15 protein-coding genes, 1 tRNA gene and 1 pseudogene are annotated in these 24,009 nt (G+C 75.6%); 3 read left to right on the top strand and 14 right to left on the bottom strand.

What is annotated here, in order from left to right:
* Nucleotides 1-94: 94 nt before the first annotated feature.
* Nucleotides 95-1,000 carry a hypothetical protein gene (locus ACWDVG_RS11175; protein ID WP_451698389.1) on the bottom strand — a complete coding sequence of 302 codons (906 nt, stop codon included), beginning with the start codon at nt 998-1,000 and terminating at the stop codon, nt 95-97.
* A gap of 409 nt (nt 1,001-1,409) precedes the next feature.
* Here ACWDVG_RS11175 and ACWDVG_RS11170 point away from each other — a divergent pair, with 409 nt between their 5' ends.
* Nucleotides 1,410-2,426: a LuxR C-terminal-related transcriptional regulator gene (locus ACWDVG_RS11170; RefSeq protein WP_451698387.1), complete on the top strand. Its 1,017-nt coding sequence runs from the start codon at nt 1,410-1,412 to the stop codon at nt 2,424-2,426.
* A 77-nt stretch (nt 2,427-2,503) separates the two neighbouring features.
* Here the strand turns inward: ACWDVG_RS11170 and ACWDVG_RS11165 are convergent.
* From ACWDVG_RS11165 to ACWDVG_RS11155, 3 genes are all read right to left on the bottom strand, one after another.
* Nucleotides 2,504-2,580: transfer RNA gene (locus ACWDVG_RS11165), tRNA-Thr, on the bottom strand.
* Nucleotides 2,581-2,665: 85 nt separating this feature from the next.
* Nucleotides 2,666-4,207 (bottom strand): alpha/beta hydrolase, encoded by a 1,542-nt coding sequence (locus tag ACWDVG_RS11160; RefSeq protein WP_451698386.1) that lies wholly within the window; start codon nt 4,205-4,207, stop codon nt 2,666-2,668.
* 57 nt (nt 4,208-4,264) lie between these two features.
* Nucleotides 4,265-5,467, bottom strand: coding sequence for a DNA polymerase III subunit delta' (locus ACWDVG_RS11155; protein ID WP_451698384.1), 1,203 nt, complete (start codon nt 5,465-5,467; stop codon nt 4,265-4,267).
* Between the two features lie 133 nt (nt 5,468-5,600).
* Between ACWDVG_RS11155 and ACWDVG_RS11150 the strand changes: the two genes are divergently transcribed.
* The gene (locus ACWDVG_RS11150) at nt 5,601-6,932 is read left to right on the top strand and encodes a sensor domain-containing protein (RefSeq protein WP_451698382.1); all 1,332 of its coding nucleotides are present in this window, start codon (nt 5,601-5,603) and stop codon (nt 6,930-6,932) included.
* Nucleotides 6,920-7,564: a LuxR C-terminal-related transcriptional regulator gene (locus tag ACWDVG_RS11145; RefSeq protein WP_451698380.1), complete on the top strand. Its 645-nt coding sequence runs from the start codon at nt 6,920-6,922 to the stop codon at nt 7,562-7,564. Before ACWDVG_RS11150 ends, ACWDVG_RS11145 begins: the two co-directional genes overlap by 13 nt.
* A gap of 131 nt (nt 7,565-7,695) precedes the next feature.
* On the opposite strand, the gene ACWDVG_RS11140 is transcribed toward ACWDVG_RS11145, so the two are convergent.
* The 10 genes and pseudogenes from ACWDVG_RS11140 to ACWDVG_RS11095 all read right to left on the bottom strand — a co-directional run bounded on the left by ACWDVG_RS11140 (nt 7,696) and on the right by ACWDVG_RS11095 (nt 24,007).
* On the bottom strand, nt 7,696-10,149 hold the full coding sequence (locus ACWDVG_RS11140) for an FtsX-like permease family protein (protein ID WP_451698378.1): 2,454 nt from the start codon (nt 10,147-10,149) through the stop codon (nt 7,696-7,698).
* A complete protein-coding gene (locus tag ACWDVG_RS11135; protein ID WP_451698376.1) occupies nt 10,146-10,928 on the bottom strand; it encodes an ABC transporter ATP-binding protein in 783 nt (260 codons plus the stop codon). The genes ACWDVG_RS11140 and ACWDVG_RS11135 overlap by 4 nt, the downstream gene beginning before the upstream one ends.
* Before the next feature lie 269 nt (nt 10,929-11,197).
* Nucleotides 11,198-14,632 carry a dTMP kinase gene (gene tmk / locus ACWDVG_RS11130; RefSeq protein ID WP_451698374.1) on the bottom strand — a complete coding sequence of 1,145 codons (3,435 nt, stop codon included), beginning with the start codon at nt 14,630-14,632 and terminating at the stop codon, nt 11,198-11,200.
* 264 nt (nt 14,633-14,896) lie between these two features.
* Nucleotides 14,897-17,743, bottom strand: a complete 2,847-nt coding sequence (gene topA / locus ACWDVG_RS11125; RefSeq protein ID WP_451698372.1) for a type I DNA topoisomerase — start codon at nt 17,741-17,743, stop codon at nt 14,897-14,899.
* Between the two features lie 244 nt (nt 17,744-17,987).
* Nucleotides 17,988-18,185, bottom strand: a complete 198-nt coding sequence (locus tag ACWDVG_RS11120) for a hypothetical protein (RefSeq protein WP_451698370.1) — start codon at nt 18,183-18,185, stop codon at nt 17,988-17,990.
* A gap of 332 nt (nt 18,186-18,517) precedes the next feature.
* On the bottom strand, nt 18,518-19,309 hold the full coding sequence (locus ACWDVG_RS11115) for an ABC transporter permease (protein WP_451698368.1): 792 nt from the start codon (nt 19,307-19,309) through the stop codon (nt 18,518-18,520).
* A gap of 72 nt (nt 19,310-19,381) precedes the next feature.
* Nucleotides 19,382-20,275: an ABC transporter permease gene (locus ACWDVG_RS11110; RefSeq protein WP_451698366.1), complete on the bottom strand. Its 894-nt coding sequence runs from the start codon at nt 20,273-20,275 to the stop codon at nt 19,382-19,384.
* Nucleotides 20,272-21,260, bottom strand: a pseudogene (locus ACWDVG_RS11105) (ATP-binding cassette domain-containing protein). The gene ACWDVG_RS11110 and the pseudogene ACWDVG_RS11105 overlap by 4 nt, the downstream one beginning before the upstream one ends.
* Before the next feature lie 168 nt (nt 21,261-21,428).
* The gene (locus ACWDVG_RS11100) at nt 21,429-22,433 is read right to left on the bottom strand and encodes a helix-turn-helix domain-containing protein (protein ID WP_451698364.1); all 1,005 of its coding nucleotides are present in this window, start codon (nt 22,431-22,433) and stop codon (nt 21,429-21,431) included.
* Nucleotides 22,430-24,007 carry a DUF7059 domain-containing protein gene (locus ACWDVG_RS11095; protein WP_451698362.1) on the bottom strand — a complete coding sequence of 526 codons (1,578 nt, stop codon included), beginning with the start codon at nt 24,005-24,007 and terminating at the stop codon, nt 22,430-22,432. The genes ACWDVG_RS11100 and ACWDVG_RS11095 overlap by 4 nt, the downstream gene beginning before the upstream one ends.
* Between the last annotated feature and the right edge of the window lie 2 nt (nt 24,008-24,009).

Genomic DNA, 24,009 nt, shown 5'->3' with positions numbered 1-24,009 from the left:
CGCGGTCGGTCGGGCTCCGGCGGCTCGGGTTCCGCGGTCGGTCGGGCTCCGGCCCCGCGGTCGGTCCGGCTCCGGCTCCGCGGTCAGTCCGGGGTCAGCACGGGACGAACTCCCGGACCTCGTCGACCGGGACGCGGGCGAGCCCGGCCATGACCTCGCGGGGCCCGGCCCCCCACCCGTACCGCCGCTTCAGCGGGACGAGCCGGTCGGCGACGAACGCGAGGAGCGGCGCGAGGTCGGCGGGGGCGGCGCCGCGCAGCGCGAGCAGCTGCTCGGTGCGGGTGAGCCCGGCGCCGCGGTCGACGCCGTACGCGGAGGCAACCTGCCAGGTGGCGCCCGCGCTCCCCGCCACGACGGTGTTGTGGAGCGCGAGGCCCAGGTTGTCCCGGGCGTGGACGCCGACCGGGGCGGGGACGGCGGCGCGGGTCGCCCGGACGAGTTCCACGACGCGCTCGGGACGGAACGAACCGAGCGAGTCGACGAGGAACACGGCGTCGAGCGGCCCGAGTCCGGCCGCCTCGGCGAGCGTCCGGTCGAGTTCGGGCGGGGAGGCCAGGTCGATGCCGGTGAGGCAGAGACAGACGCCGTGACCGGCCGCGCGGAGGCGGTGCAGCGGGGCGGCGACGCGGGCCACGCGGTCGTACGGGACGGAGAGCCGGACCAGTCCGACGGGCTCGGCGGCGGTGGCGAGCACGTCGGCGATCCGCCCGGCGGCCGCGGCGGCGGCCGCGTCGGTGCCGGGCAGGAGGGCGGTGTCGAGCAGGACGGAGAAGCGCGGCCCGTGCGCGCCGCGGCCGGACGCGCGGAGGCGGTGCAGCGGGGCGAGCAGCGGGTCGCCCGGCCGGCCGCCGGGGCCGTCGGGGTCGTGGACGGTGCCGAGCTCGACGACGTCGATGCCGATCCGCGCGCAGACCGCGAGGTAGTCGGCGGCCGGCGCGGGGGGTACGGCGCCGCCGATGAGCCGGCCGCCGGTGCGCAGGGTGCAGTCGAGCAGGGTCATGGGGTGTCAGCCCCAGCCGGTGTCGTACGTGTCCGGACGGGCGATCGGCGCGCTGCGAGTCCGCCGCTTCATGTCGGTGTCTCTTTCCGCGAGGGCGGCGCGAGTCGGCCGCGAGGAGGTCACGAGGGCTTCGTGATGGGCTTGTCGTACGGGTTGTGCGCTTCGCGGGATATGCAAGCTTCGGGGCGCTTTGACCTTGTGGGCGGTGACATGAACGTATCCCGTGAGGGCCCGCCCACGGGTTCGACCGCATGGCTCATGAGCCTGCATGGCAGGAAGAGGACGCCGTGACAAACGGGGGCACAGGATGGCGATAACCGACATACCGCAGGGCTTTTCCGAGGTCAGCAGTCGAACGCCGGAGCACGGCACCAGGCTTGACGAGACCGGGCCGGAGGAGACCGGGGCCGTGGAGACCGGGCCGGAGGAGACCGACCCCCTGACCCGGGTCTACCTCGGCGTCCTGAACCGCGGACCGGGCGGCCCGGCCGCCGTCCGGCCCGCCGAACTCGCGGCGGAGCTCCGGCTCCCGCCGGCCCGCGTCGAGTCGGCCGTCTCGGCCCTCCTCGACATGGGCCTCCTGCGCCGCACCCCGGAGCGGACGGTGCTCGCCGTCGCGCCCGACGAGGCGGTCCAGCGCACGCTGGGCCCGCTGGAGCGCGAGATGCGGGCCCGCCGCGAGCACATGGAGCGCACCCGCGAACAGCTGATGGGGTTCATGCCGCTCTACGAGTCCCACCTGACCCGGCTGACGCACCTCTCGCAGAGCGCGTACGTGGAGGTCCTCACCGACCTGCGTTCCGTACGCGACGCGATCGCCGAACTGGGCCGCGGCTGCGCGCGCGAGGTGATGACCGCCCAGCCGGGCGGCGGCCGCAGCGCCGAGGTCCTGGAGGAGGCCGTCGTCCGCGACGAGGAGCTGCTGCGCCGCGGCGTCCGCATGCGGGTCCTGTACCAGCACACCGCCCGCTTCTCCGCCGGGACCTGCGCCTACGTGGAGCGGGTGGGCCGGCTCGGCGCCCGGGTCCGCACCCTGGACGACGAGTTCGCGCGGATGCTGGTCTTCGACCGTACGACCGCGGTCGTCCCGGTCCCCGACGACCCGCACGCGGCCGTCCTGGTGCGCGAGCCGAACGTGGTCGCGTTCATGGTGGCGGCGTACGAACGGCTGTGGCTGGAGGGCCTGCCGTTCGAGACGGAGTGGGACCGCCAGACCATCATGGACATCTCCGACGAGGTGAAGATGGCCATCGTCCGCCTCCTCACCGAGGGCCTCACCGACGCCGCCATCGCCCGCCGCCTCGGCCTCTCGGTCCGCAGCTGCCGCCGCCACGTCGCCGACGTCATGGCCATGCTCGGCGCGGAGAGCCGCTTCCAGGCGGGCTACCTCCTCGCCCAACAGGAACAGTCCCGCCCGACGACCTGACCCCACGGGCCCGGCAGAGACATCGGCCGATACACCACAGAACCCCAGGTCGGATGAGATCCGACCTGGGGTTCCAGTGGAGCCGCCTTCGGGATTCGAACCCGAGACCTACGCATTACGAGTGCGTTGCTCTGGCCAACTGAGCTAAGGCGGCGCGCCGTGCGGTCCCATGGTGGGTGCAGCAGCGTCGCCAAGTCTACACAGTTTCCGGGAGTGCTCCGACCACCCCCCGAGAGGGCCTACGAGCAGCGCTTTCCGTCCGTGGGAGGGGTGCCTTCGAGGAGGTAGGTGTTGATCGCCGTGTCGATGCAGTCGCTGCCGCGGCCGTAGGCGGTGTGGCCGTCGCCCTCGTAGGTGAGGAGCGTTCCGGAGGAGAGCTGACCGGCGAGGGAGCGTGCCCACTTGTAGGGGGTGGCCGGGTCGCGGGTCGTGCCGACCACGAGGATCGGGGCGGCGCCGGCGGCGGTGATGCGGTGGGGGCGGCCGGTGGGCGGGGTGGGCCAGTAGGTGCAGTTCAGGGCGGCCCAGGCGAGGCCCTCGCCGAAGACCGGGGAGGCCTCCTCGAAGGAGGGCACGGCCTTCTCGGCGTCGGCGGGGCCGCCGTAGGCCGCGGGCAGGTCGAGGCAGTTCACGGCGGCGTTGGCGAACATCAGGTTGGCGTACGTGCCGTCCGGTTCGCGCTCGTAGTAGCTGTCGGCAAGGGCGAGCAGGGCCGAGCCCTCGCCGCCCATCGCCCGGGTGAGGGCCTCGCGGAGCTGGGGCCAGGCGCCCTCGTCGTACATGGCCGCGATCACCCCGGTGGTGGCGAGGGACTCGCCGAGCGGGCGGCTCTCGCCGGTGGGGACGGGTTCGGCGTCCACGGCGCGGAAGAAGGCCCGCAGCGCCTCGCCCGCAGCGTCGACGGACTCGGTGCCGAGCGGGCAGTCCGGCATGGTGACGCAGTCGGCGGCGAAGGCCCGGAAGGCGGTCTCGAAGCCGGCGGTCTGGTCGCGGTTGAGGTCGATCGCGGGCAGGGACGGGTCCATGGCCCCGTCGAGGACGAGCCGGCCGACCCGGCCGGGGAAGAGCTCGGCGTAGGTGGCGCCGAGGAAGGTGCCGTACGACGCCCCGACGTAGGTGAGCTTCTCGTCGCCGAGGACCGCGCGGAGGACGTCCATGTCCCGGGCGGTCTCGACGGTGGAGACGTGCGGCAGGACCGTGCGCGAGCGCTTCTCGCAGCCCGCCGCGAACTTCTTGAAGGCGGCGGCGAGGGCGTTGGTCTCCGCCGGGTCGTCGGGGGTCTGGTCGACCTGCGTGAACGCGTCCATCTGCGGGCCCGTGAGACAGGTGACGGGCTCGCTGCGGGCGACCCCGCGCGGGTCGACGGCGACCATGTCGTAGCGGGCGCGGACCGGGGCGGGGTAGCCGATGCCCGCGTACCCCTGGAGGTAGCCGACGGCGGAGCCGCCGGGGCCGCCGGGGTTGACGAGGAGGGAGCCGAGCCGCTTCCCGGGGCCGGTGGCCTTCACCCGGGAGACGGCCAGCTTGATGTCGCCCGCGTCCGGCTTCGCGTAGTCGAGCGGCGCGAGGAGCGTGGCGCACTGGAAACCGGGCGCGCCGCAGTCCCGCCAGGACAGCTTCTGTCCGTAGTACTTCGTCAGCGCCTCGGCGGAGGCCGCGGAGGAGGGCGCGGTCGTACGGGGCGGGGCGGCGGCGTCGCTTCCGCCCGAGCAGCCGGAGAGGATCAGCCCGGCGGCGGCGAGGGCCGTGGCGGACGTACGGAGCAAACGCCTGGAGTCCATTCCCGGAGCGTATCCGGACCGGTACGGACCGTGTCCAATCGCCCGCCCGGGTCGCCGCTACTCGCGGAGCGCCATGGTCATGGCCTCGACCGCGAGCAGCGGCGCCACGTTCCGGTCGAGGGCCTCGCGGCAGGCGAGGACGGCCTCGATGCGGCGCAGCGTCCGCTCCGGGGTGCTGTCGCGGGCGACGGTCTCCAGGGCGTCGCGCACGTCCTCGTTGGCCAGGGCCGTGCGCGAGCGGAGCTGGAGCGCGAGGACGTCGCGGTAGAAACCGGTCAGGTCGGTCAGGGCGAGCCCCAGGCTGTCGAGCTGCGTCCGGCGGCCGCGCCGCTTCTGCTTCTCCTCCAGCTCCTTCATCATCCCCGCCGTACCGCGCGGCATCCGCCCGCCCTGCACGGCACCGAGCGCCGCCTTCAGCTCCTCCGTCTCCTTGGTGTCGATCTCCTCCGCGACCTGCTTCGCGTCCTCCGCCGCCGCGTCCACCAGCTCCTGCGCTGCCCTGAAGCAGCCGCCGATGTCCGCCACCCGCAGCGGCAGTCTGAGGACGACGGCGCGGCGCGCGCGGGCCCGCTCGTCGGTGGCGAGCCGCCGGGCCCGCTCGATGTGCCCCTGGCTCGCGCGGGCGGCGGCCTGCGCGACGCCCGGCTCGATGCCGTCGCGCCGCACGAGCACGTCGGCGACGGCCTCCACCGGGGGGGTCCGCAGGTTCAGGTGGCGGCAGCGGGAGCGGATCGTGGGCAGCACGTCGTCGAGGGAGGGGGCGCAGAGCAGCCACACGGTGCGGGGCGCGGGCTCCTCCACGGCCTTCAGGACGGCGTTGCCCGAGCGCTCGTTGAGCCGCTCGGCGTCGGTGACGAGGATGATCTGCCAGCGGCCGCCCGCGGGCGCGGTGAAGGACTTGCGGACCGTGTCGCGCATGTCCTTGACGAGGATCTCCGTGCCGACGGCGGAGACCGTCGTCACGTCGGCGTGGGTGCCGACCAGCGTCGTGTGGCAGCCGACGCAGAACCCGCAGCCCGGCACCCCGCCCAGGGCCCGGTCGGGGCTGACGCACTGCAGCGCCGCCGCGAACGCCCGGGCGGCGTCGACCCGGCCGGCCCCCGGCGGGCCCGTGAACAGCCAGGCGTGCGTCATCTTCGAGGCCTCGGGGACGGGCTCGCCCGCGTCGTGGGCGGTCACGAACGCGTCGGCGTCCCGCGCGGCGGCGGCGAGCTGCTCCTCGGCCTTCGCCTGCCCGACCAGGTCGTCCCATACGGCCATGTCTGCCCCTCCTCAGGTACGCCTCCCATTGTGGGGCAGACCTCCGACACTCCCCGGCCCCCGGCCGCCCGCCCGAGGGCCCCGGCCGTCACTCCCGGCCGGCGGCGTCGGTGCCACCGCCTACGCTGGCCCCATGCGCGAGGCGATCAAGGATGCGGGCCGGGCGTGGCTCCACCTCACGGTCGGGTTCGCGCTCTCGCTCGTCTGCCAGCTCATGGTGGCCCTCGCCGCCTTCACCGCCCTCCTCACGCTCACCGTCGTCGGCGCCGGCGTGCTCCCCGAGAGCGTGCTGCTGCTCCGCCGCCTCGCCGCCCTGGAGCGGCGCCGGACCGCCGAGTGGACCGGGACGCCGGTCCCGGAGGCGTACCTGCCGCTCGACGGCCCCCTCCCCGCGCGCGTGCGCACGGCGGTCACCGACCCCGGCACCCGACGGGACCTGGTGTGGGCCGCCGCGCAGCTCCTCTACGGGAACGTGTTCTGGCTCGTGTCCCTGCCGCTGTGGGTGGTCGCGCCGCTGGTCGACGGGGTGGTGGCGGGGCTCGCCGGGCGCCGGCCGGTGGCCCTGCCGCTCATGGGGCGGCTCGCCGACCGGGCCGCCGCCTGGTCGCGGGCCCTGCTCACCCCGGCCCCCTCGGTCGTACGGGACGCGGCGCTCGCCGCCCGCATCGAACAGCTGACGGCGACGCGGGCGGGCGCGGTCGCCGCGCACGGCGCGGAGCTGCGGCGCATCGAGCGCGATCTGCACGACGGGGCGCAGGCGCGGCTGGTCGCGCTCTCCATGCGGATCGGGCTCGCGCGCCGGGCGTACGACTCCGATCCGGCGGCGGCGCGGAAACTGCTCGACGACGCACAGGAGCAGGCGGAGGAGGCCCTGGCCGAACTGCGGCACGTGGTGCGCGGGATCCACCCGCCGATCCTGACCGACCGCGGCCTGACGGGGGCGGTGCGGGCGCTCGCGGCGAGCAGCGGCCTGACGGTGGACGTGACGGTACGGGGGTTCGGGGCGGAGGGGTCGGCCGGGGGCTCCGGCGGAGCCGGGGGCTCTGGCGGAGCCGGCGCTTCCGGCGTCGGCGCTGTCGGCGCCGAATCGGCCGAAGCAGAATCGGCCGACGCCGAAGCGACGGAAGCCGCAGCGGCGGAACCCCGAGCGGCCGGGGCGAGCCCCGCGTCCCGTGCGCCCGCCGCCGTCGAGGCCGCGGCGTACTTCGCCGTCGCCGAAGCCCTCACCAACGCCGCCAAGCACAGCGGCGCCGACCGGGCCTCCGTCCTCCTCTCCCGGGAGCCCGCCGGGCTGCGCGTCGTCGTCCGCGACGAGGGGCGGGGCGGCGCCGAGGACGGCGAGGCGGGCGGCTCGGGGCTGCTCGGCCTGCGGCGCCGGGTGGCGGCGCTCGACGGCACCGTACGACTGACCAGCCCCGCCGGGGGCCCGACCGAGATCGAAGTGGAGCTTCCGTGCGTGTGGTGATCGCCGAGGACAACGCCCTCCTGCGGGAGGGCCTCGTCCTGCTGCTGACCTCGGCGGGCCACGAGGTCGCCGGAGTGGCGGCGACCGGCCCCGAGATCCTCCCGCTGCTCCTGGAGCACCGCCCGGACGCCGCCGTCCTCGACGTACGGCTGCCGCCCGGCTTCCGCGACGAGGGGCTGCGGGCGGCGCTCGCGGCGCGCGCCGAGCTGCCAGGCCTTCCGGTGCTCGTCCTGTCCCAGTACGTCGAGGAGACGTACGCGGCGGAGCTGCTCGGCGACGGGGCGCGGGGCGTCGGCTACCTCCTGAAGGACCGGATCGGACGGGTCGACGAGTTCCTCGACGCCCTGGAGCGCGTCGCGTCCGGGGGCACGGCCCTGGACCCCGAGGTCGTCACGGAGCTGCTGGCGCGCCGCCGCGACGACCCGCTGGACTCGCTGACCCCGCGCGAACGCGAGGTCCTGGAGCTGATGGCGCAGGGCCTCGACAACGGCGCGATAGCCCGTGCGCTCGTGGTGACGGAGCGGGCGGTGCACAAGCACGTCGGCAACGTCTTCGCGAAGCTCGGTCTGCCGCCGAGCGACGGCGGGGGGCACCGCCGGGTCCTCGCCGTCCTCGCCTACCTCAAGGCCTGACCGCTCCCCCGCCGCGCCCGCGCCGCCCGACGGGCCCGCGCCCCGTCCGTTGGCCCCCCACCTCACGGTGCGGACGCCCGCCCGGTGGGAGGCCCCACCTCGCGGTGCGGACGCCCGCCCGGTGGGAGGCCTCACCGCGCGGTGCGGCCGCCCGCCCGGTGGGAGGCGAACACGCCCGCGACGACGGTGACGGCCACCGTTCCGGCGATCAACCCGGCCTGGACGGGCGGCAGATGCGGCAGCCCGCCCGTGAGCGCCAGGGCGAAGGCGGTCAACGGCAGTCCGGCCACCACGGCTCCGAGGAGCAGGCCGGTGGCGGTGAGGAACCCGGCTTCGAGACCGAGCATCCGCCGCAGCTGGCCGGCCGAGGCGCCGACCTGCCGGAGCAGGTCGAGTTCGCCGCGCCGCCCGGCGCCGATGAGGGCGAGGGTGCTCAGGACGGAGAGGACGGTGAGCGCGCCGATCGCTCCGACGACGGCCGCCGAGACGATGCCCTGCAACGCGGCTCCGGGGAGGGCCACTTGCTCCGGCTCGGGCGCCGGCCCGCTCCCCTCCCGGTCCCCGTCCAGCGCCGCGAGGACGCGGGCCGGATACGGATCGGTCATGTGCGCCGCCAGTTCGGCCTTCGGCAGGAGGAACTCGCCCAGTGCGAGGGACCGTTCGTAGACGGCGACCACCCGCAGCTCCTTCTCGGCGCCGTCGCCGAGCCGCAGCCGTACCGTCGAACCGGTCCGCAGGTCCAGGGAGTCGGCCGTGTCGGCGCCGACGGCGACGGTGCCGGGCGCGGCGAGCCGGGCCAGGTCGCCGGCCGTGACGCCGGGGTCGAGGGTGCCCGCCAGGCCCGCGGCGTCGACGCCGAGGACGGGGAGCCGGTCGAGGCGGGGCGCACCCGCCTCCGTACGGGCGAGGACGACCGTGGAGCGCAGCACGTCGGTCGCCGCCGTCACCCCGGGCCGCTGCCGCACCTGTTCGGCCGTCGGCCCCGAGAGGGCGAGGTCGGCGGTGGTCGCGGCCCGCGCCTGCTCCTCGGCGGCCCTGCCGAGGGTGGAACCGGCCGTGAGCTGGACGAGGACGAAGGCGGTGACGAGGACGACCGGCGTGAGCGCGGCGCCCAGGCGGCGCGAGTGGGCGGCCGCCCCGGCGGCCGTGAGCCTCCCGGGCGCTCCGCCGGTCCGGCGGAGCGGCGCGTCGAGGAGCCGCATCGCGGCCCCCGCGATCCAGGGTCCGAGCAGCGCGCACCCGGCGACGAGCGTCACCGTGGCCGCCCCGGCCGCCGCACCGGCGGCCTCGCCGCCCTGCCCTGCGGCCGCCACCGCCGCCGCCACGCCCAGGGCCAGGAGCACCACTCCGGACACGAGCCGGGCGCGGCCGCGGCCCGCACCCGCCCGGTCGGCGCGGCCGGCCGCGAGGAGCACGACGGACCGGGCGACTCCGACGACCACCAGGGCCGCCGCGAGCGGGCCGGCCGCGAGCAGCCAGGACGGCTCCGGCAGGACGAGTCCGTCCGGTACGGCTCCGGGGCGGGCGTGCAGCGCCGACCACAGCGCCAGGTGCGCCGGTACGGCGCCGAGGGCGCCGAGCAGCGCCGCCGCCCCGGCCACCCGGGTCACCTCGCGGCCCGCGGCGGCCCTGATCTGACGGGGGGTCGCGCCGACGGCGAGCAGCAGGGCGCGTTCGGGGGCGCGCTGCTGGAGCGCCTGTGCGACGAGGGAGGCGAGGACGAGGACGGCGACGAGGACGACGGTCCCGGAGACCGCGGCCAGCATCTGGAGGAGCTCGGACCGGGCGGGGAGGGCGGCGAGGTGCTCGGCGCCGCCGCGCGCGTCGCCGGTCAGGGCCCGCAGCGGCTGTCCGGCGGCGGTGTCCTTGAGTCCGGCCTCGTCGAGGGCGGCCGTCACGCGCGCGTGGAGGGTGGCCGCGGGGACGCCGGGCTCGGCGAGGACCCCGACGGCGTCGACGGCCCCGGGGTGCCCGGCGCGTTCCCGAGCCTCGCCGGCCGTGACGTACACGGCGGCGGGGCCCTGGGCGACGCCGACGACCCGGTAGCCGGGGGCAGTACCGGCGACGGCGCCGGTCGTCGCGTCGCGGATCACGTCGCCGACGCGCACCCCGAGTCCGGCGCCCGCGACGGCCTCGCCCGGGTGCCGCGGCGCGCGGCCCTCGGTCAGGGCGTACGGCGCGAGGGCGGCGGCGTCCCACGAGCGCCCGGGGAGGGTCCCGGCGCCGTCGTCCGTCCGTACGGTGAAGCTGTCGTCGGGCACCGCGGCGCGGACGCCGTCGACGGCCCGTACGACGTCGACGGCGGCCGCCGGGATCCGTACCCGCTCGGTGAGCCCGGCCGTGACCGTCTGGGTCTCGCCGCCCCAGGGCTTGGTGGTCCAGCGGATCTCCTGGTCGCCCGCGACGACCACGGCGGCCGCCCCGTACCGCTCCACGCGCGCGTGGCCGAGCCCGGCCGAACCGAGGGCGAGCGCGAGCGCGCCGAGCAGCGCGGAGGTGACGGCGACGGCGGCGAAGACGGCCGTCCAGGCTTTGCGGTGGGTGCGCAGGGAGCGGGCCGCGAGGAGCCGTACGGCGGCGTTCATCGCGCCACCGCCGAGGGGCGCACCGATCCGGCTCCGGCGAGGGCGCGGCGGACCGCTGCCTCACCGGGCCGGTCGAGGCTGCCGACGATCCGTCCCTGGTCCAGGAAGACCGCCTCGTCGGTCCAGGCGGCCGCGACCGGGTCGTGGGTGACGAGGACGACCGTGCGGCCGCGCTCGTCGACGGCGCGGCGCAGCAGGGCGAGGACCTCGGCGGCCGTGACGGGGTCGAGGGCGGCGGTGGGTTCGTCGGCGAAGACGACCTCGGGGTCGTTGAGGAGGGCGCGGGCGACGGCGACGCGCTGGCGCTGGCCGCCGGAGAGGTCCTCGGGCCGGTCGTCGGCGCGCTCGGCGAGGCCGACGGCGGCGAGTCCGGTGACGGCCCGGGCGTCCAGTGCACGGTCGGCGCGGGCACCGGCGAGGAGCAGCGGCAGGGAGACGTTCTCCCGGACGTTCAGGGCGGAGACGAGGTTCAGCGACTGGAAGACGAAGCCGACACGGTCGCGCCGCAGCCGCGTGAGGGCGGCGGTCTTGAGCCGGGCGAGGTCGGTGCCCCCGATGCGCACGGTGCCGGCCGTGGGCCGTTCGAGGCCCGCCGCGCACCGCAGCAGCGTGGACTTCCCGGAGCCGGACCGTCCCATCACCGCGAGGAACCGCCCGCGCGGGACGGTGAGGCTCACCCCGTCGAGCGCGGGGGCCCCGGCGCCCCGCCGTCCGTATGTCCGGCTCACCCCGTGGAGGGCGAGCGCGGGCGCGTTGTCCGTCACCGCTGTCGTCGTCATGCCCCCACGCTAGAAAAGCGCAGGTCACGACGGTATGGGGCTGCCTGCCCACCTCATGGTGGTGCCAGCTCCACCCCCTCACCGCCCGGCCGCCCCACCCACCGGCCCCGCGGGACCCACGGCGAGGGCGACGAGGCACCGCTCGGCGCCCCGGCAGCGGCTCGCGCCGGGGAGACGCGGCCCAGGCGGCCGGACCGCTCGCCGCTCTCGACGACGGGGAGGCGCGCACCACGGACGGGTCAGGCCCGCAGCGCTCCCCGGCGCACGCCTCAGCGGCGGCGGCCGCGCCGGTCCTCGGGCTCTTCCTCGTCCTCGTGCGGGCCGAACAACTCGTCCGCCAGGGTCGGGAGGTCGTCGAGCGGGGTCTCCTCGGCCCAGTCGGAGCGGCGGCGCGGGCGGCCGTGCTCGTCGAGCTGGGGCAGCTCGCGGGTCCGGTCGTTGGAGCCCGCCGGCTCGTCGCGCTGCTCGCGCTCCTCGCGCTCGTCCCGGAAGATGCCCGGCGGCACCCGGTCGGCCGGGTCGTCCGTCGCGCGGACGGTCGGCAGGACCGCCGTCTCGTCGACGGCCCGCGGGTCGCGGATCTGCGGCAGGACGGTCGTCTCGGCGTCGGCCGCCTCCGGCCGCTGGGCGGTGTCCGGGCGCACGACCGGCGTCGGGACGGTGACCTCGTTCGGCGAGACGGTCGGAGCGGTGTCCGGGGCACCGGCCCCGCGGCCCCTCCCCTCCTGCTTCACGACGGGCGTCTCCACGGTGACCTCGTTCGCCGACGCCTCGGCGGCCCGGGCCTCGGCACGGGCCTTGGCCCGCGCGGCGGCCTCCGCCGCCTTCCGCTCCGCCTCCTGCCTCTGCGCCGCGGCCTTCCGCTCCGCCTCCTGCTTCTGCGCCGCGGCCTTGCGCGCGGCCTCCCGCTCCGCCGCGGCCAGCTCGGCGGCCGCGCGCTCGGCGGCGGCCTTCTCCGCCGCCGCCCGGGAAGCGGCCTCGGCCGCGGCCTTCTCCGCGGCGGCCTTGGCGGCAGCCTCCTCCGCCGCCTTCGCGGCGGCGGCGGCCTCGGCCGCCCGGCGGGCCTCCTCGGCGCGCAGCAGAGCCTCCTCGGCCTTGCGCTGCTTCTCCAGGCGACGCGCCTCGGCCTCGGCGCGGAGGCGCTCCTCCTCCTCGGCCTGCTTGCGGAGGCGTTCCTGCTCCTCGCGGCGGGCCTTCTCCTCGGCCTCGCGCCGGCGGCGCTCCTCCTCGGCGGCGATCCGGGCCTCCTCGGCGCGGCGACGGGCCTCCTCCGCCTGGCGTTCGGCCTCCAGACGGCGGGCCTCTTCCTCCTCGCGCCGCTTGCGCTCCTCCTCCTCGGCGCGCAGCTTGGCGAGCTGCTCCTGGCGCTCGCGCTCCAGGCGCTCCTCCTCGGCCTTGCGGGCGGCCTCCTCCTCGGCGCGGCGCCTGGCCTCCTCCTCCGCCTTGCGGCGGGCCTCCTCGGCGGCCTTCACCTCCGCCTCGGAGAGCGGCAGGACGCGGTCGAGCCGGTGGCGTACGACGGTGGTGACGGCCTCCGGCTCCTGGCCGGCGTCGACGACGAGGTAGCGGCTCGGGTCGGCGGCGGCGAGGGCGAGGAAACCGGCCCGCACGCGCGCGTGGAACTCGGGCGGCTCGGACTCCAGCCGGTCGGGCGCTTCGGTGAACCGTTCCCTCGCGGTCTCCGGGGAGACGTCGAGGAGCACGGTCAGGTTCGGTACGAGGCCACTGGTCGCCCAGCGCGAGATGCGGGCGATCTCGGTCGGGGACAGGTCGCGGCCTGCGCCCTGGTAGGCGACGGACGAGTCGATGTACCGGTCGGAGATGACGATCGCGCCCCGCTCCAGGGCGGGCCGGACCAGCGAGTCGACGTGCTCGGCGCGGTCGGCCGCGTACAGGAGGGCCTCGGCGCGGTTCGAGAGCCCCGCCGACGAGACGTCGAGGAGGATCGAGCGGAGCCGCTTGCCGATCGGGGTGGCGCCGGGCTCGCGCGTGACGAGGACCTCGTGGCCCTTGGCGCGGATCCAGTCGGCGAGCGCCTGGACCTGCGTGGACTTCCCGGCGCCGTCGCCGCCCTCCAGGGCGATGAAGAAACCGGTCGGGGAGGGTGCCTGGGCCGGGTCGGAGCCGCGCAGCGCGTCGCGCAGGTCGCGGCGGAGCGGGACGCCCGCCCGGTCGTCGGTCCTGGCGAGGACGAGCGCGGCGACGGGCAGCAGCAGGGCGCCGACGAGCGCCAGGGTGAAGGCGGCGCCGCCGTGCGCGAAGACGAAGGTGCCGGAGTCGGAGGCGAGCCGGTGCGGGCCGATCGCTGCGGCGAGCAGCGGGGCGACGAGCGCGCCGAGGCCGATGCCGACCCGTGCGGTGGCCTGGAGGTGGTCGGTGGTGCGCTCCCTGCGGGGCTCCTCGGTCTCCTGGTCGATCAGGGTGTGCCCGGTGTTGGCGGCGACCCCGGCGACGTACCCGGCGAGGGCGGCGAGGAACAGCACGGTCGCCGTGTCCGGCACGAGGCCCACGGCGATCAGCGCCACGCCGGTGACGGCGAGCGCGAGGGAGAGCAGCCGGCGCCGGGACAGCACGGGCAGGACGGAACGCGCGGTGCGGATGCCGACGGCGGTGCCGCCGCTGAGGGCGAGCACGAGCAGCGCGTACGTGACGGGGCCGCCGCCGAGGTCGTACGCGTGGAGGGCGGCGAGGGACGCGGCGGCGGCGACGGCCCCCGCGACGGTGGCGCAGGCGAGGACGAGCAGCGGTACGGCTCCCGTACGGCCGGTCGCCCCCTTCCCGGAACCCTTCCCGGAACCCTTCCCGAAGCTCTTGCCCGAGCCCTCGCCCGAGCCCGTCTCCGGGGCGGTCCCGGCGGCCGACGCCTTCTCCGCGGCCGGGCGGCGCAGCCCCTCCAGGGGCGAGCGCGGCCGCGGGGTCTGGCCACCGGGCAGGGTCATGGCGGCGAGGACGCTGACGGAGGCGGCGAAGAGCCCGGCGGCCACGTAGGAGCCGAGGGCGGCCTGGTGCTGCGTGAACCAGTCGACGCCGGAGCCGAGGACGTTGCTGATCAGGGTGGCGACGAGCAGCACGGCCGCGGCCGCCGGTACGGCGAGGAAGCCGGTGCGCTGCGAGAGCCGGCGCAGGGCGCCGAGGTGGTCGGGCAGCGGCCGCACGGCGTCGCCCTCCACGGGCGCGGCGGGCAGCAGCGCGGGCGCGGCGCCCTCGCGGCAGACGGTCCACAGGCGCTCGGCGGCGCCGGTGACGAAGACGGTGCCGAGCACGTACCAGAGGGCGCTGCCCGGGACCCAGTCGATCCACAGGGGCGCGACGACGAGCAGCGCGATCCGCAGGCCGTCCGCGCCGATCATGGTCCAGCGCCGGTCCAGGGCGCCGCCGGGCGCGGTGAGCGTGGTCAGCGGCCCGAGGAGGACGGCGCCGAGGAGCAGGGACGCCAGCAGGCGTGCGCCGACGACGGCGGCCACGGCGAACGCGGCGCCCCGGTAGCCCCCGCCGAACGCGTCCTGGGCCACGGCCGCCTGGAGGCCGAGGAGGACGAGGACCAGGAGGGCGACGGCGTCGCCGACCCCGCCCAGTGCCTGGGCGCTCCACAGCCGGCGCAACGGCTGATGGCGCAAGAGGGCCCGTACGGCACGTTCCCGGGAGTCCGCGACGAGTGCGGCGTCGGAGGCGTTCACGCGGTCTGGCTGCTCTGCTCGCGTCATCCGTCCACCCTATCCGGACGCCCCGGCTCACCGGGGCCCGCGACCGAACACGCGCCCGAACCGGGTCCGCACCGCGAGCCGCGCCCGACCCGGCCCCGACCCGAGGACGCCCCCGCCCCGACCCGGCCCCGACCCGAGGACGCCCCGGCCTCGACCCGGACGCGCCCCACGGAGGCCGCACGAGAAACGCCGGAGGGGCGGAGGCGATCAGCCCCCCGCCCCTCCGGCGACGGATCCACTCCGCCGGAGCCGACCCTGCCGGATCTACTCCGTCGGCTTCGCCGCGGCCGCCTTCTTCGCGGCGGCGGCGGTGGTCTTCTTCGCCGCCGTCTTCTTCGCGGCCGTCGTCTTCTTCGCCGCCGTGGTCTTCGACGCCGTCTTCTTGGCCGTGGTGGCCTTCTTCGCGGGGGCCTTCTTCGCCGGCGCCTTCTTGGCCGCCTTCTTCGCCGGGCCCTTCGCCCGCTTCTCGGCGAGCAGCTCGTACCCCCGCTCCGGCGTGATCGTCTCCACGCTGTCGCCGGTCCGCAGGGTCGCGTTGGTCTCGCCGTCCGTCACGTACGGGCCGAAGCGGCCGTCCTTGACGACGACCGGCTTCTCGCTGACCGGGTCGGTGCCGAGCTCCTTCAGCGGCGGCTTGGCCGCCGCCCGGCCACGCTGCTTGGGCTGGGCGTAGATCGCCAGCGCCTCCTCCAGCGTGATCGTGAAGAGCTGCTCCTCGTCGGTGAGCGACCGCGAGTCCGTGCCCTTCTTGAGGTACGGGCCGTAGCGGCCGTTCTGCGCGGTGATCTCGACGCCCTCGGCGTCGGTGCCGACGACCCGCGGCAGCGACATCAGCTTGAGCGCCTCCTCCAGGGTGACGGTGTCGAGGGACATCGTCTTGAAGAGGGAGGCGGTCCGCGGCTTGACCGCGTTCTTGCCGGTCTTCGGGGTGCCCTCGGGGAGGACCTCGGTCACGTACGGGCCGTAGCGGCCGTCCTTGGCGACGATCTGGTGCCCGGTGGCCGGGTCGGTGCCCAGTTCGAAGTCGCCGCTCGGCTTGGCGAGCAGCTCCTCCGCGAGGTCGACGGTGAGCTCGTCGGGCGCCAGGTCCTCGGGGACGTCGGCGCGCTGGTGGCCTTCCTGCTCCTTCTCGCCGCGCTCGACGTACGGGCCGTAGCGGCCGACGCGCAGCACGATGTCGTTGCCGACGGGGAAGGAGGAGATCTCGCGGGCGTCGATGGCACCGAGGTCGGTGACGAGCTCCTTGAGGCCGCCGAGGTGGTCGCCGTCGCCGTTCCCGGCGTCGGCCGCGCCGCCCGTGGCCGCCGCGGAGTCGCCCTCGCCGAAGTAGAAACGCTTCAGCCACGGCACGGACTGGGCCTCGCCGCGCGCGATGCGGTCGAGGTCGTCCTCCATCTTGGCCGTGAAGTCGTAGTCGACGAGCCGCCCGAAGTGCTTCTCCAGGAGGTTCACCACGGCGAAGGAGAGGAAGGACGGCACGAGGGCCGTGCCCTTCTTGAAGACGTAGCCGCGGTCGAGGATGGTGCCGATGATCGAGGCGTAGGTCGACGGGCGGCCGATCTCGCGCTCCTCCAGCTCCTTGACCAGGCTGGCCTCGGTGTAGCGGGCCGGCGGCTTGGTCGCGTGGCCGTCCGCGGTGATCTCCTCGGCGGCCAGCGCGTCGCCCTCGGCGACCTGCGGCAGGCGCCGCTCGCGGTCGTCGAGCTCCGCGTTCGGGTCGTCGGCCCCCTCCACGTACGCCTTCATGAAGCCGTGGAAGGTGATGGTCTTGCCGGAGGCCGAGAACTCGGCGTCGCGGCCGTCGGCGGCCCGGCCGCCGATCTTCACCGTGACCGAGTTCCCGGTCGCGTCCTTCATCTGGGAGGCGACGGTCCGCTTCCAGATCAGCTCGTACAGCTTGAACTGGTCGCCGGTCAGCCCGGTCTCGGCCGGGGTGCGGAAGCGGTCGCCCGAGGGGCGGATCGCCTCGTGCGCCTCCTGCGCGTTCTTGACCTTGCCGGCGTAGACGCGGGGCTTCTCGGGCAGGTAGTCGGCGCCGTACAGCTGCGTGACCTGCGCCCGGGCCGCCGCGACGGCGGTGTCGGACAGGATCGTGGAGTCCGTACGCATGTAGGTGATGAAGCCGTTCTCGTACAGCTTCTGCGCCACCTGCATCGTCGCCTTCGCACCGAAGCCGAGCTTGCGGCTCGCCTCCTGCTGGAGGGTGGTGGTGCGGAAGGGCGCGTACGGGGAGCGGCGGTACGGCTTCGACTCGACCGAGCGGACGGCGAACGCCGTGTCGGCGAGCGCGGCGGCGAGCGCCCGCGCGGCGCCCTCGTCGAGGTGGAGCACGTTCGCGGTCTTCAGCTGCCCGTCGGCGCCGAAGTCGCGGCCCTGCGCGACGCGCCTGCCGTCGACCGTGTTCAGGCGGGCGACCAGCGTGGACGGGTCGGACGGGTCACCGGCGCGGCCGGTGGCGAAGGTGCCGGTGAGGTCCCAGTACTCGGCGGAGCGGAAGGCGATGCGCTCGCGCTCGCGCTCGACGACGAGCCGGGTGGCGACGGACTGCACGCGGCCCGCCGACAGCTTCGGCATGACCTTCTTCCACAGGACCGGCGAGACCTCGTAGCCGTAGAGCCGGTCGAGGATGCGGCGGGTCTCCTGGGCGTCGACCATGCGCTGGTTCAGCTCGCGCGGGTTGGCGACGGCGGCCTGGATCGCGTCCTTGGTGATCTCGTGGAAGACCATCCGGTGGACGGGGACCTTGGGCTTCAGGACCTCCTGGAGGTGCCACGCGATGGCCTCGCCCTCGCGGTCCTCATCGGTGGCGAGGAAGAGCTCGTCGGAGTCGGCGAGCAGCTCCTTGAGCTTCCTGACCTGCGCCTTCTTGTCGGCGTTGACGACGTAGATCGGCTGGAAGTCGTGCTCGACGTCGACGCCGAGGCGGCGCACCTCGCCCGTGTACTTCTCCGGCACCTCGGCGGCGCCGCTGGGGAGGTCGCGGATGTGCCCGACGCTCGCCTCGACGACGTAGCCGGGGCCGAGGTAGCCCTTGATCGTCTTCGCCTTGGCAGGCGACTCGACGATGACGAGTCGGCGGCCGCCGTGTGCGGTCTCGCTGGTCGGGGACAACTTTCGCTCTTCTCTCCGGTCGACACTCTCTGGCCCGTACGGGCACGTGCGGCGCGCGGCGCCGGGCACGCACGGCAGCGACACGGACGGTGACGCTCCCGTCGCTGCGGAGTGTGACGGTACAACCCGCCCCCGTGTCAAACGGCCAAAGCCCGCAACGGCCACTCGAACGGTAACCCGACTCCTGGCATTCCTGCCGCCCGGACCACCGGACCGGCGGGGCGGGAGCGGTGTGCCGCGCGTCTCAGAGGCGGCCGAAGCACCAGACGCCGAGGGTGAGGAAGAGGGTGCCGGTGAGGCTGGTGAGGGCGATGGCGGTACGAGGCGCGACGCCGTGCGCGACGGGCTGGCCGTGCCGTGCGCGGACGGCCGTCCACAGCAGCAGCGCGCCTCCGAACAGCGTGAACGCCGTTCCCGCGAAGATCGCCGGCCCGCTCTCCATGCCCGTACCCCGTTCCGTTCCCCGTGTGCTGTCCGTCTCCCGGTGCGAGGCTGGCACCTTCCGGCGTCATGCACGCGAATTCGGGGTGAACGACGCGGAGCGGGTCGGCCGGTTTCACGAAGATGGCCGGTAGTGGCCCGCTGGTCCCCCGCTCGTCTGCTCCCCCGCACGTCTGTTCCCCACCCGGCCGTCCCCCTCCAGCCCCTCCGGCCCCTCCGGCCCCTCCGGCCGCTCCGGCCTCTCCGGCCGCTCCGACCACCGGTCGTCGACTTCTCCTCCTCCGCCTCGGCTCTTGCGCGTCTCTCCCCCGGCTCTCCTCAGCCCGTCGTTCGTCACATCACGTCGAGGGTGGCCCGGCGGCGGCTGCCCCTCTCGAAGAGGGCGAGCAGGGCCACGGCGACCAGCGCCCATCCGGCGGCCACCGCCAGCTCGGCCCCGAGCAGCCGCCCGTCGAGCCCGCCGCCCGCGGCGAGCCCGCGGGCGGCGTCGGCCGCGTGGGTGAGCGGCAGCACCTCGCCCGTGAGCCGCATCCAGTCGGGCAGCGTCGCGCGGGGCACGGCCGCGCCGGTGAGCAGCAGCAGGCCGGAGCTCGCCACGTTGGAGACGAGGAACACGTCGCGGAAGCGGAGCCCGAGCGCCCCGAGGGCGATCCCGAACGCCGAGCAGCCGACGGCGGCGGCGAGCAGCACGAGCCCGAGGCCGGGCAGCGCCCCGGCCGGTACGGGCAGACCGAGCAGCAGCGCGGCCACGGTGAGGACGAAGGCGCTGATCAGCAGCCCGTTGAGGACGTACGGGAGGGCTCGCCCGGCCCACAGCGGGACCCGGCGGCGGGGTGACAGCAGGACGGCGCCCAGCGTGCCGTACCGGCGCTCGTTGGCGACGGCCATCGTGCCGCCGTACACGCAGGAGGCGGAGGCGGCGAGGACGGCGTTGCCGACGAGGTGGAAGCGGTCGTCGGCGACGCCGAGCTGGCGGCCGAGGCAGACGAAGAAGAAGACCTGGAGCAGCGGCCCGACCAGCAGTGTTCCGATGAACATGGGTGGGGTCGTCCAGTTGAAGAGAGCCCGGTAGGAGAGCGCTCCGCCGACGAGGACGAGCCGGGCCGGGGCGAGGAAGCGGAACATCTCGGATGGCCTTTCAGGCGGTCGGTTCGGGTGGGGGCGGGGGAGGGTGCAGGGGCGGGGACGCGGGACCGCTCAGGTGAGGGCGAGGGTCGCGGCGGCGCGCGCCCGGCGCTCGACCCGGCCGAGGACGAGGACGGCGGCGACGGCGTACCCGAGGCCGAGCGCCACCGCCACCAGCAGCGGGGTGAGGACCTCCCCGGTGGAGGCGGCACCGGAGGTCGACGCGTGCACGGCCCGCGCGCCCCAGGTCATGGGCAGCGCCCAGGACAGCGGGTGGGTCCAGGCGGGCAGGACGGTGATCGGGACGAGGAGGCCGGAGAGCAGCCAGACGGGCGTGTCGAGCGGGTTGGCCAGGGCGTTGGCGTTGCGCAGCAGCACGAAAGTGGCGGCGAGGAGCAGTCCTGTCAGCCCGAGCGCGAGCACGCACACCGGGACGGCGAGCAGGAACAGCAGCGGACGCGCCGGTGCCAGGGGGACGTCGTAGAGCAGCACGCCCCACAGCAGGGTGGCGCCCATCGCGTACGTGCCGATGACGGCGGTCGCGAGGGTGATCGGCAGCAGGACGAGCGCCAGGGGGGTCGGCGCGACGACGAGGCTCTCCAGGGTGCCGAGCCAGCGCTGGTTCTGGACGGCGCCGCCGGAGCCGTAGAGGACGGAGCCCCAGATGCCCATGAGTCCGGCGCCGACGGAGGCGGTGAGCAGCCGGTCGGGGTCGCCGGCCGCGCGGAAGAGATAGACGGCGAGGGTCGCGTAGACGAGGGGGACGAGGACGGCGAAGGTGATCTCGATCGGCGAGCGGGACATGTACGTGACGTGGGTGCGGACCCCGACGCCGACGAGCCGCAGCACGCGGACGGGGTGCACGGCGCGGGTGGGGTGCGTGGGGCACACGGGGCGAGAGAGGTCCGTGGGGTCGGAGAGCTGCGTGGGGCCAGGGAGGTGCGTGGGGTCGGACGCGCGGGTCATGCCGGGGTCCCTTCCGTCGCGTCTTCCACGATGGCGATGTAGGCGTCCTCCAGGGAGGGTTCGCGGCTGACGACCCGTCCGACGCGGAGGCCGTCGAGGGCGGCGAGCACGGGGCCGTGCGGTTCGGCGCCGCGGTCGGTCTGCACGGTGAGGGACTGGGCGGCGCCGCGGTCCTCCACGGCGGCGCCCCGCACGCCGGGCAGTCGCCGGACGCGTTCGAGACGGTCCTCACCCACCCCGTACACCTCGATCTCCAGCACGTTCCGTTCGCTGACCCGGGACTTGAGGCTCTCGGGGGTGCCGAGGGCGCGGATGCGGCCGCCCGCGATGACGGCGATCCGGTCGCAGAGTTCGTCGGCCTCGGCCATGTAGTGGGTGGTGAGCAGGACGGTGGTGCCGGCGGCCGCCAGGTCGGCGACGGTACGGCGCAGGTCGCGGGCGGCGACCGGGTCGACGCCGATGGACGGCTCGTCGAGGAAGAGGACGTCGGGGCGGTGGAGCAGGCCGCGGGCGATGTGGAGGCGCTGCCGCATACCGCGCGAGTACCCCTCGACGCGCTCCCGCTCGCGGCCCAGGAGCCCGACCAGGTCGAGGAGTTCGGTGATCCGGCGCCGCTGTCCGCGGGCCTCGACGCCGTACAGCTCGGCGAAGTAGCGGAGGTTGTCGAGGGCGGAGAGCCGGTCGTAGAGGCCCCGGTCGCCGCCGAAGACGTACCCGATCCTGCGGCGTACGGCGCGACGGGGTCGCGGGCCACGTCGTGGCCGCACACCCGGGCCGTGCCGGAGGTCGGCAGGAGCAGGGTGTTGAGCATCTTGATGGTGGTGGTCTTGCCGGCTCCGTTGGGGCCGAGCAGGCCGAAGAGTTCGCCGGGGGCCACCTCGAAGGTGACCCCGCGCACGGCCTCGGTCTCGGTCCTGCGGCGCCTCGGCCAGCCGGTTCCGACGGTGTAGGTGCGGCGCAGCGCGTCCGCCTCGACAGCGAGCATGGGCGGGACGGTAGGAGCGGGGGCGCGGGCGGCGCGAACGATTCGGGATCCCCCGAATCGTCGCCCCCTCACCGTCCTCCGCCTCGTCCTCCGCACCCGGCCGCGGCCACGCGCCCCGGACCCGGACCCGGCCCCGGACCCGCGCCCCGCACCCGCGCCGGACGCGCGTCAGGCCACCGCGTCCAGGACGCCCTCCCCCGTGAGCAGCGCGAGGAGCGAACGGCCGGTGTCCGTCGGCTCGTAGTAGACCGAGCGCCCGACGCGGTGCCGGCTGACGACCCCGGCGTCGGTGAGCACCGACAGGTGCTCGGAGACCGTACTGGGCGCGAGGCCGAGCCGGTCCGCGAGGCCCGCCGTGGTCAGCGGGCCGCCCAGCTCGCGCAGGACGGCCGCCCGGCCGCGCCCGAGGAGCAGCCCGAGCCGGTCGTCGGCGACGGGCGCGGCGGGTTCGCGCAGGACGGCGGCGCCCCTGGCCTGGAAGGAGAGCGCGAAGACCTCGGGGTCGTCGACCGAGTAGAGCCGGCAGCCCTCGGCGAAGACGAGCGGCACGAGCACGAGCCGCCGCTCCCCGGGGGCGTACGCGGCGTCGAGGTGCTTCGTCAGCTCCAGGACCGGCGGTTCCCAGCGGACGCGCGACTCCAGGCCCTGGAATAGCGCGTCGATGCCCTCGGTGGCGAAGGTCCGGGCTCGGACGAGGACCTCGTCCTCGACGAGCCGCCGCATGACGGGCCAGTGCGGTGCGACGACCTCCGTCCAGTACGCCTCGTACGCGTCGGCGAGCGCCCCGCAGGCCGCCTCCGGGTCGTTCAGATAGGGCGCGAGGAACGGCGCGTCGAGCAGGTGCGGGTAGCAGACCGCCGCCTGGGCGCGGACGAACTCCGGGTCGGTGGCCCGCAGGAGGTCCAGTTCGTCCCGTACGTCGACGGTGCCGACGGGACGGGGCAGCAGGAAGTCGGAGACCTCGTACCGCCCCTCGGCGAAGAGGTCCCACAGCGGGCGCAGCCGGTCGTCCTCCCGCCACGCCTCACGGGCGTGCCCCACCCACTCCTGGTACGGCCAGGAGGGGTGGCGCCCCGGCAGGGCGAGGTGCATCGCGCAGAAGGCGTCGCGCAGCGGGCTGATCGCCATGCGGGTCGCGCCGAGGGAGGCCTCGTCGAGCTCGATCCGTATCAAGCACCGGCCCCTTCCTCGGCGTGCGGCGGGGCGTCGGGCAGCAGGGACTCGGGTACGAGGAAGCCCTCCTCGACGAGGAGGCGGATGGCCTGCGGGGTGCGGTCCCGCAGCACCACGGGGTCCTCGCCCATCAACTGGCCGATGGCGTCGAGGATGCGGCCGGCGCTGAGCGAGCCGTCGCAGACGCCCGCGAAGCCGGCGCCGACGTGGTCGACCCTGGTCGCGCGGCGCATGCCCCGGTTCTGGCGGAGGACGACGTGCTCCGGGTCCTCGGCGCCGGGCAGGCCCACCTGCTCCTGCACGACCTCGTCGGCGAGCGTGAACCGGTCGGCGAGCAGGGCGGCGTCGTCCCGGCTCCGCAGGTAGTCCTGGCGCTCGAAGTGGGCGCGGACGGTGTCTCCGAGGGGCTGCTCGACGGGGTGCGGCCACTCCTCGACGACGATCGAGGGCTCGACGGTGCCGGAGGCGACGGCGGGGTTCCTGCGGACGGTGATCCAGCCGAAGCCGATCGCCCGGGTCCGGCGCGCCTCGAACTCGTCGAGCCAGCGGTCGTACGCCCGCCGGTACTCCTCCGGGTCCCCCCGGTGCTCGCCGCTGTCCCGCAGCCACAGCTCGGTGTACTGGGTGACGTCCTGGACCTCGCGCTGGACGATCCAGGCGTCGCAGCCGCGCGGCACCCAGGACCGCAGCCGGTCCTGCCACTCCTCGCCCTCGACGTGCTGCCAGTTGGCGAGGAACTGGGCGTACCCGCCGTCGTTGAGCCGCTCCCCGCACTCCTGGACGAGCGTGCGGCACAGGTCGTCTCCGCCCATCCCGCCGTCCCGGTAGGTGAGTCCGGTGCCGGGCGAGATCACGAACGGCGGGTTGGAGACGATCAGGTCGTACGTGTCGCCGTCGACGGGTGCGAAGAGGGACCCTTCGAGCAACTCGGCCTCGTGGGCCCCGGAGAGCGCGAGCGTCAGCCGGGTGAAGTCGAGGGCGCGCGGGTTGAGGTCGGTGGCGGTGACCAGGGTGGCGTGCTGGGCGGCGTGCAGGGCCTGGATGCCGGAGCCGGTGCCGAGGTCGAGGGCGGAGGAGACCGGTGTGCGGACGGTGATGCCGGCGAGGGTGGTGGAGGCGCCGCCGACACCGAGGACGACGCCCTCCTCCTTCTTGCCGATGCCGCCCGCGCCGCCGACGGCGCAGCCGAGGTCGGAGACGATGAACCAGTCCTCGCCGTCCGGGCCGCCGTACGGCCGGACGTCGACGGTCGCGGACACGGTGTCGTCCTCGCGGACCACCCAGCCGTCGGCGAGGGCCTCCGCGAGCGGCAGCGCGGTGGCGGCCCGCTCGTGCGGGACGGGCCGCTGGAGCAGGAAGAGCCGGACGAGGGCCTCCAGCGGGGAGTCGCCGCGGGTGGCGCGCAGGGCCGGCACGGTCTCGCTGCGGGCGAGCGCGGCGTAGGCCGAGGCGCCGAGCAGGTCGAGCAGCCCGTCGGCGGTGAAGTCGGCGGCGAGCAGCGCCTCGCGCAGTCGGGCGGCGTGCGCGGGCACCGGAAGGCTGGTGGTCTGGCTGGTCGTACTCACGCCCCCCATTG

This window comes from Streptomyces sp. NPDC003327 (genome assembly GCF_053589515.1).
This window is presented reverse-complemented; position numbering and strand designations above follow the sequence as displayed.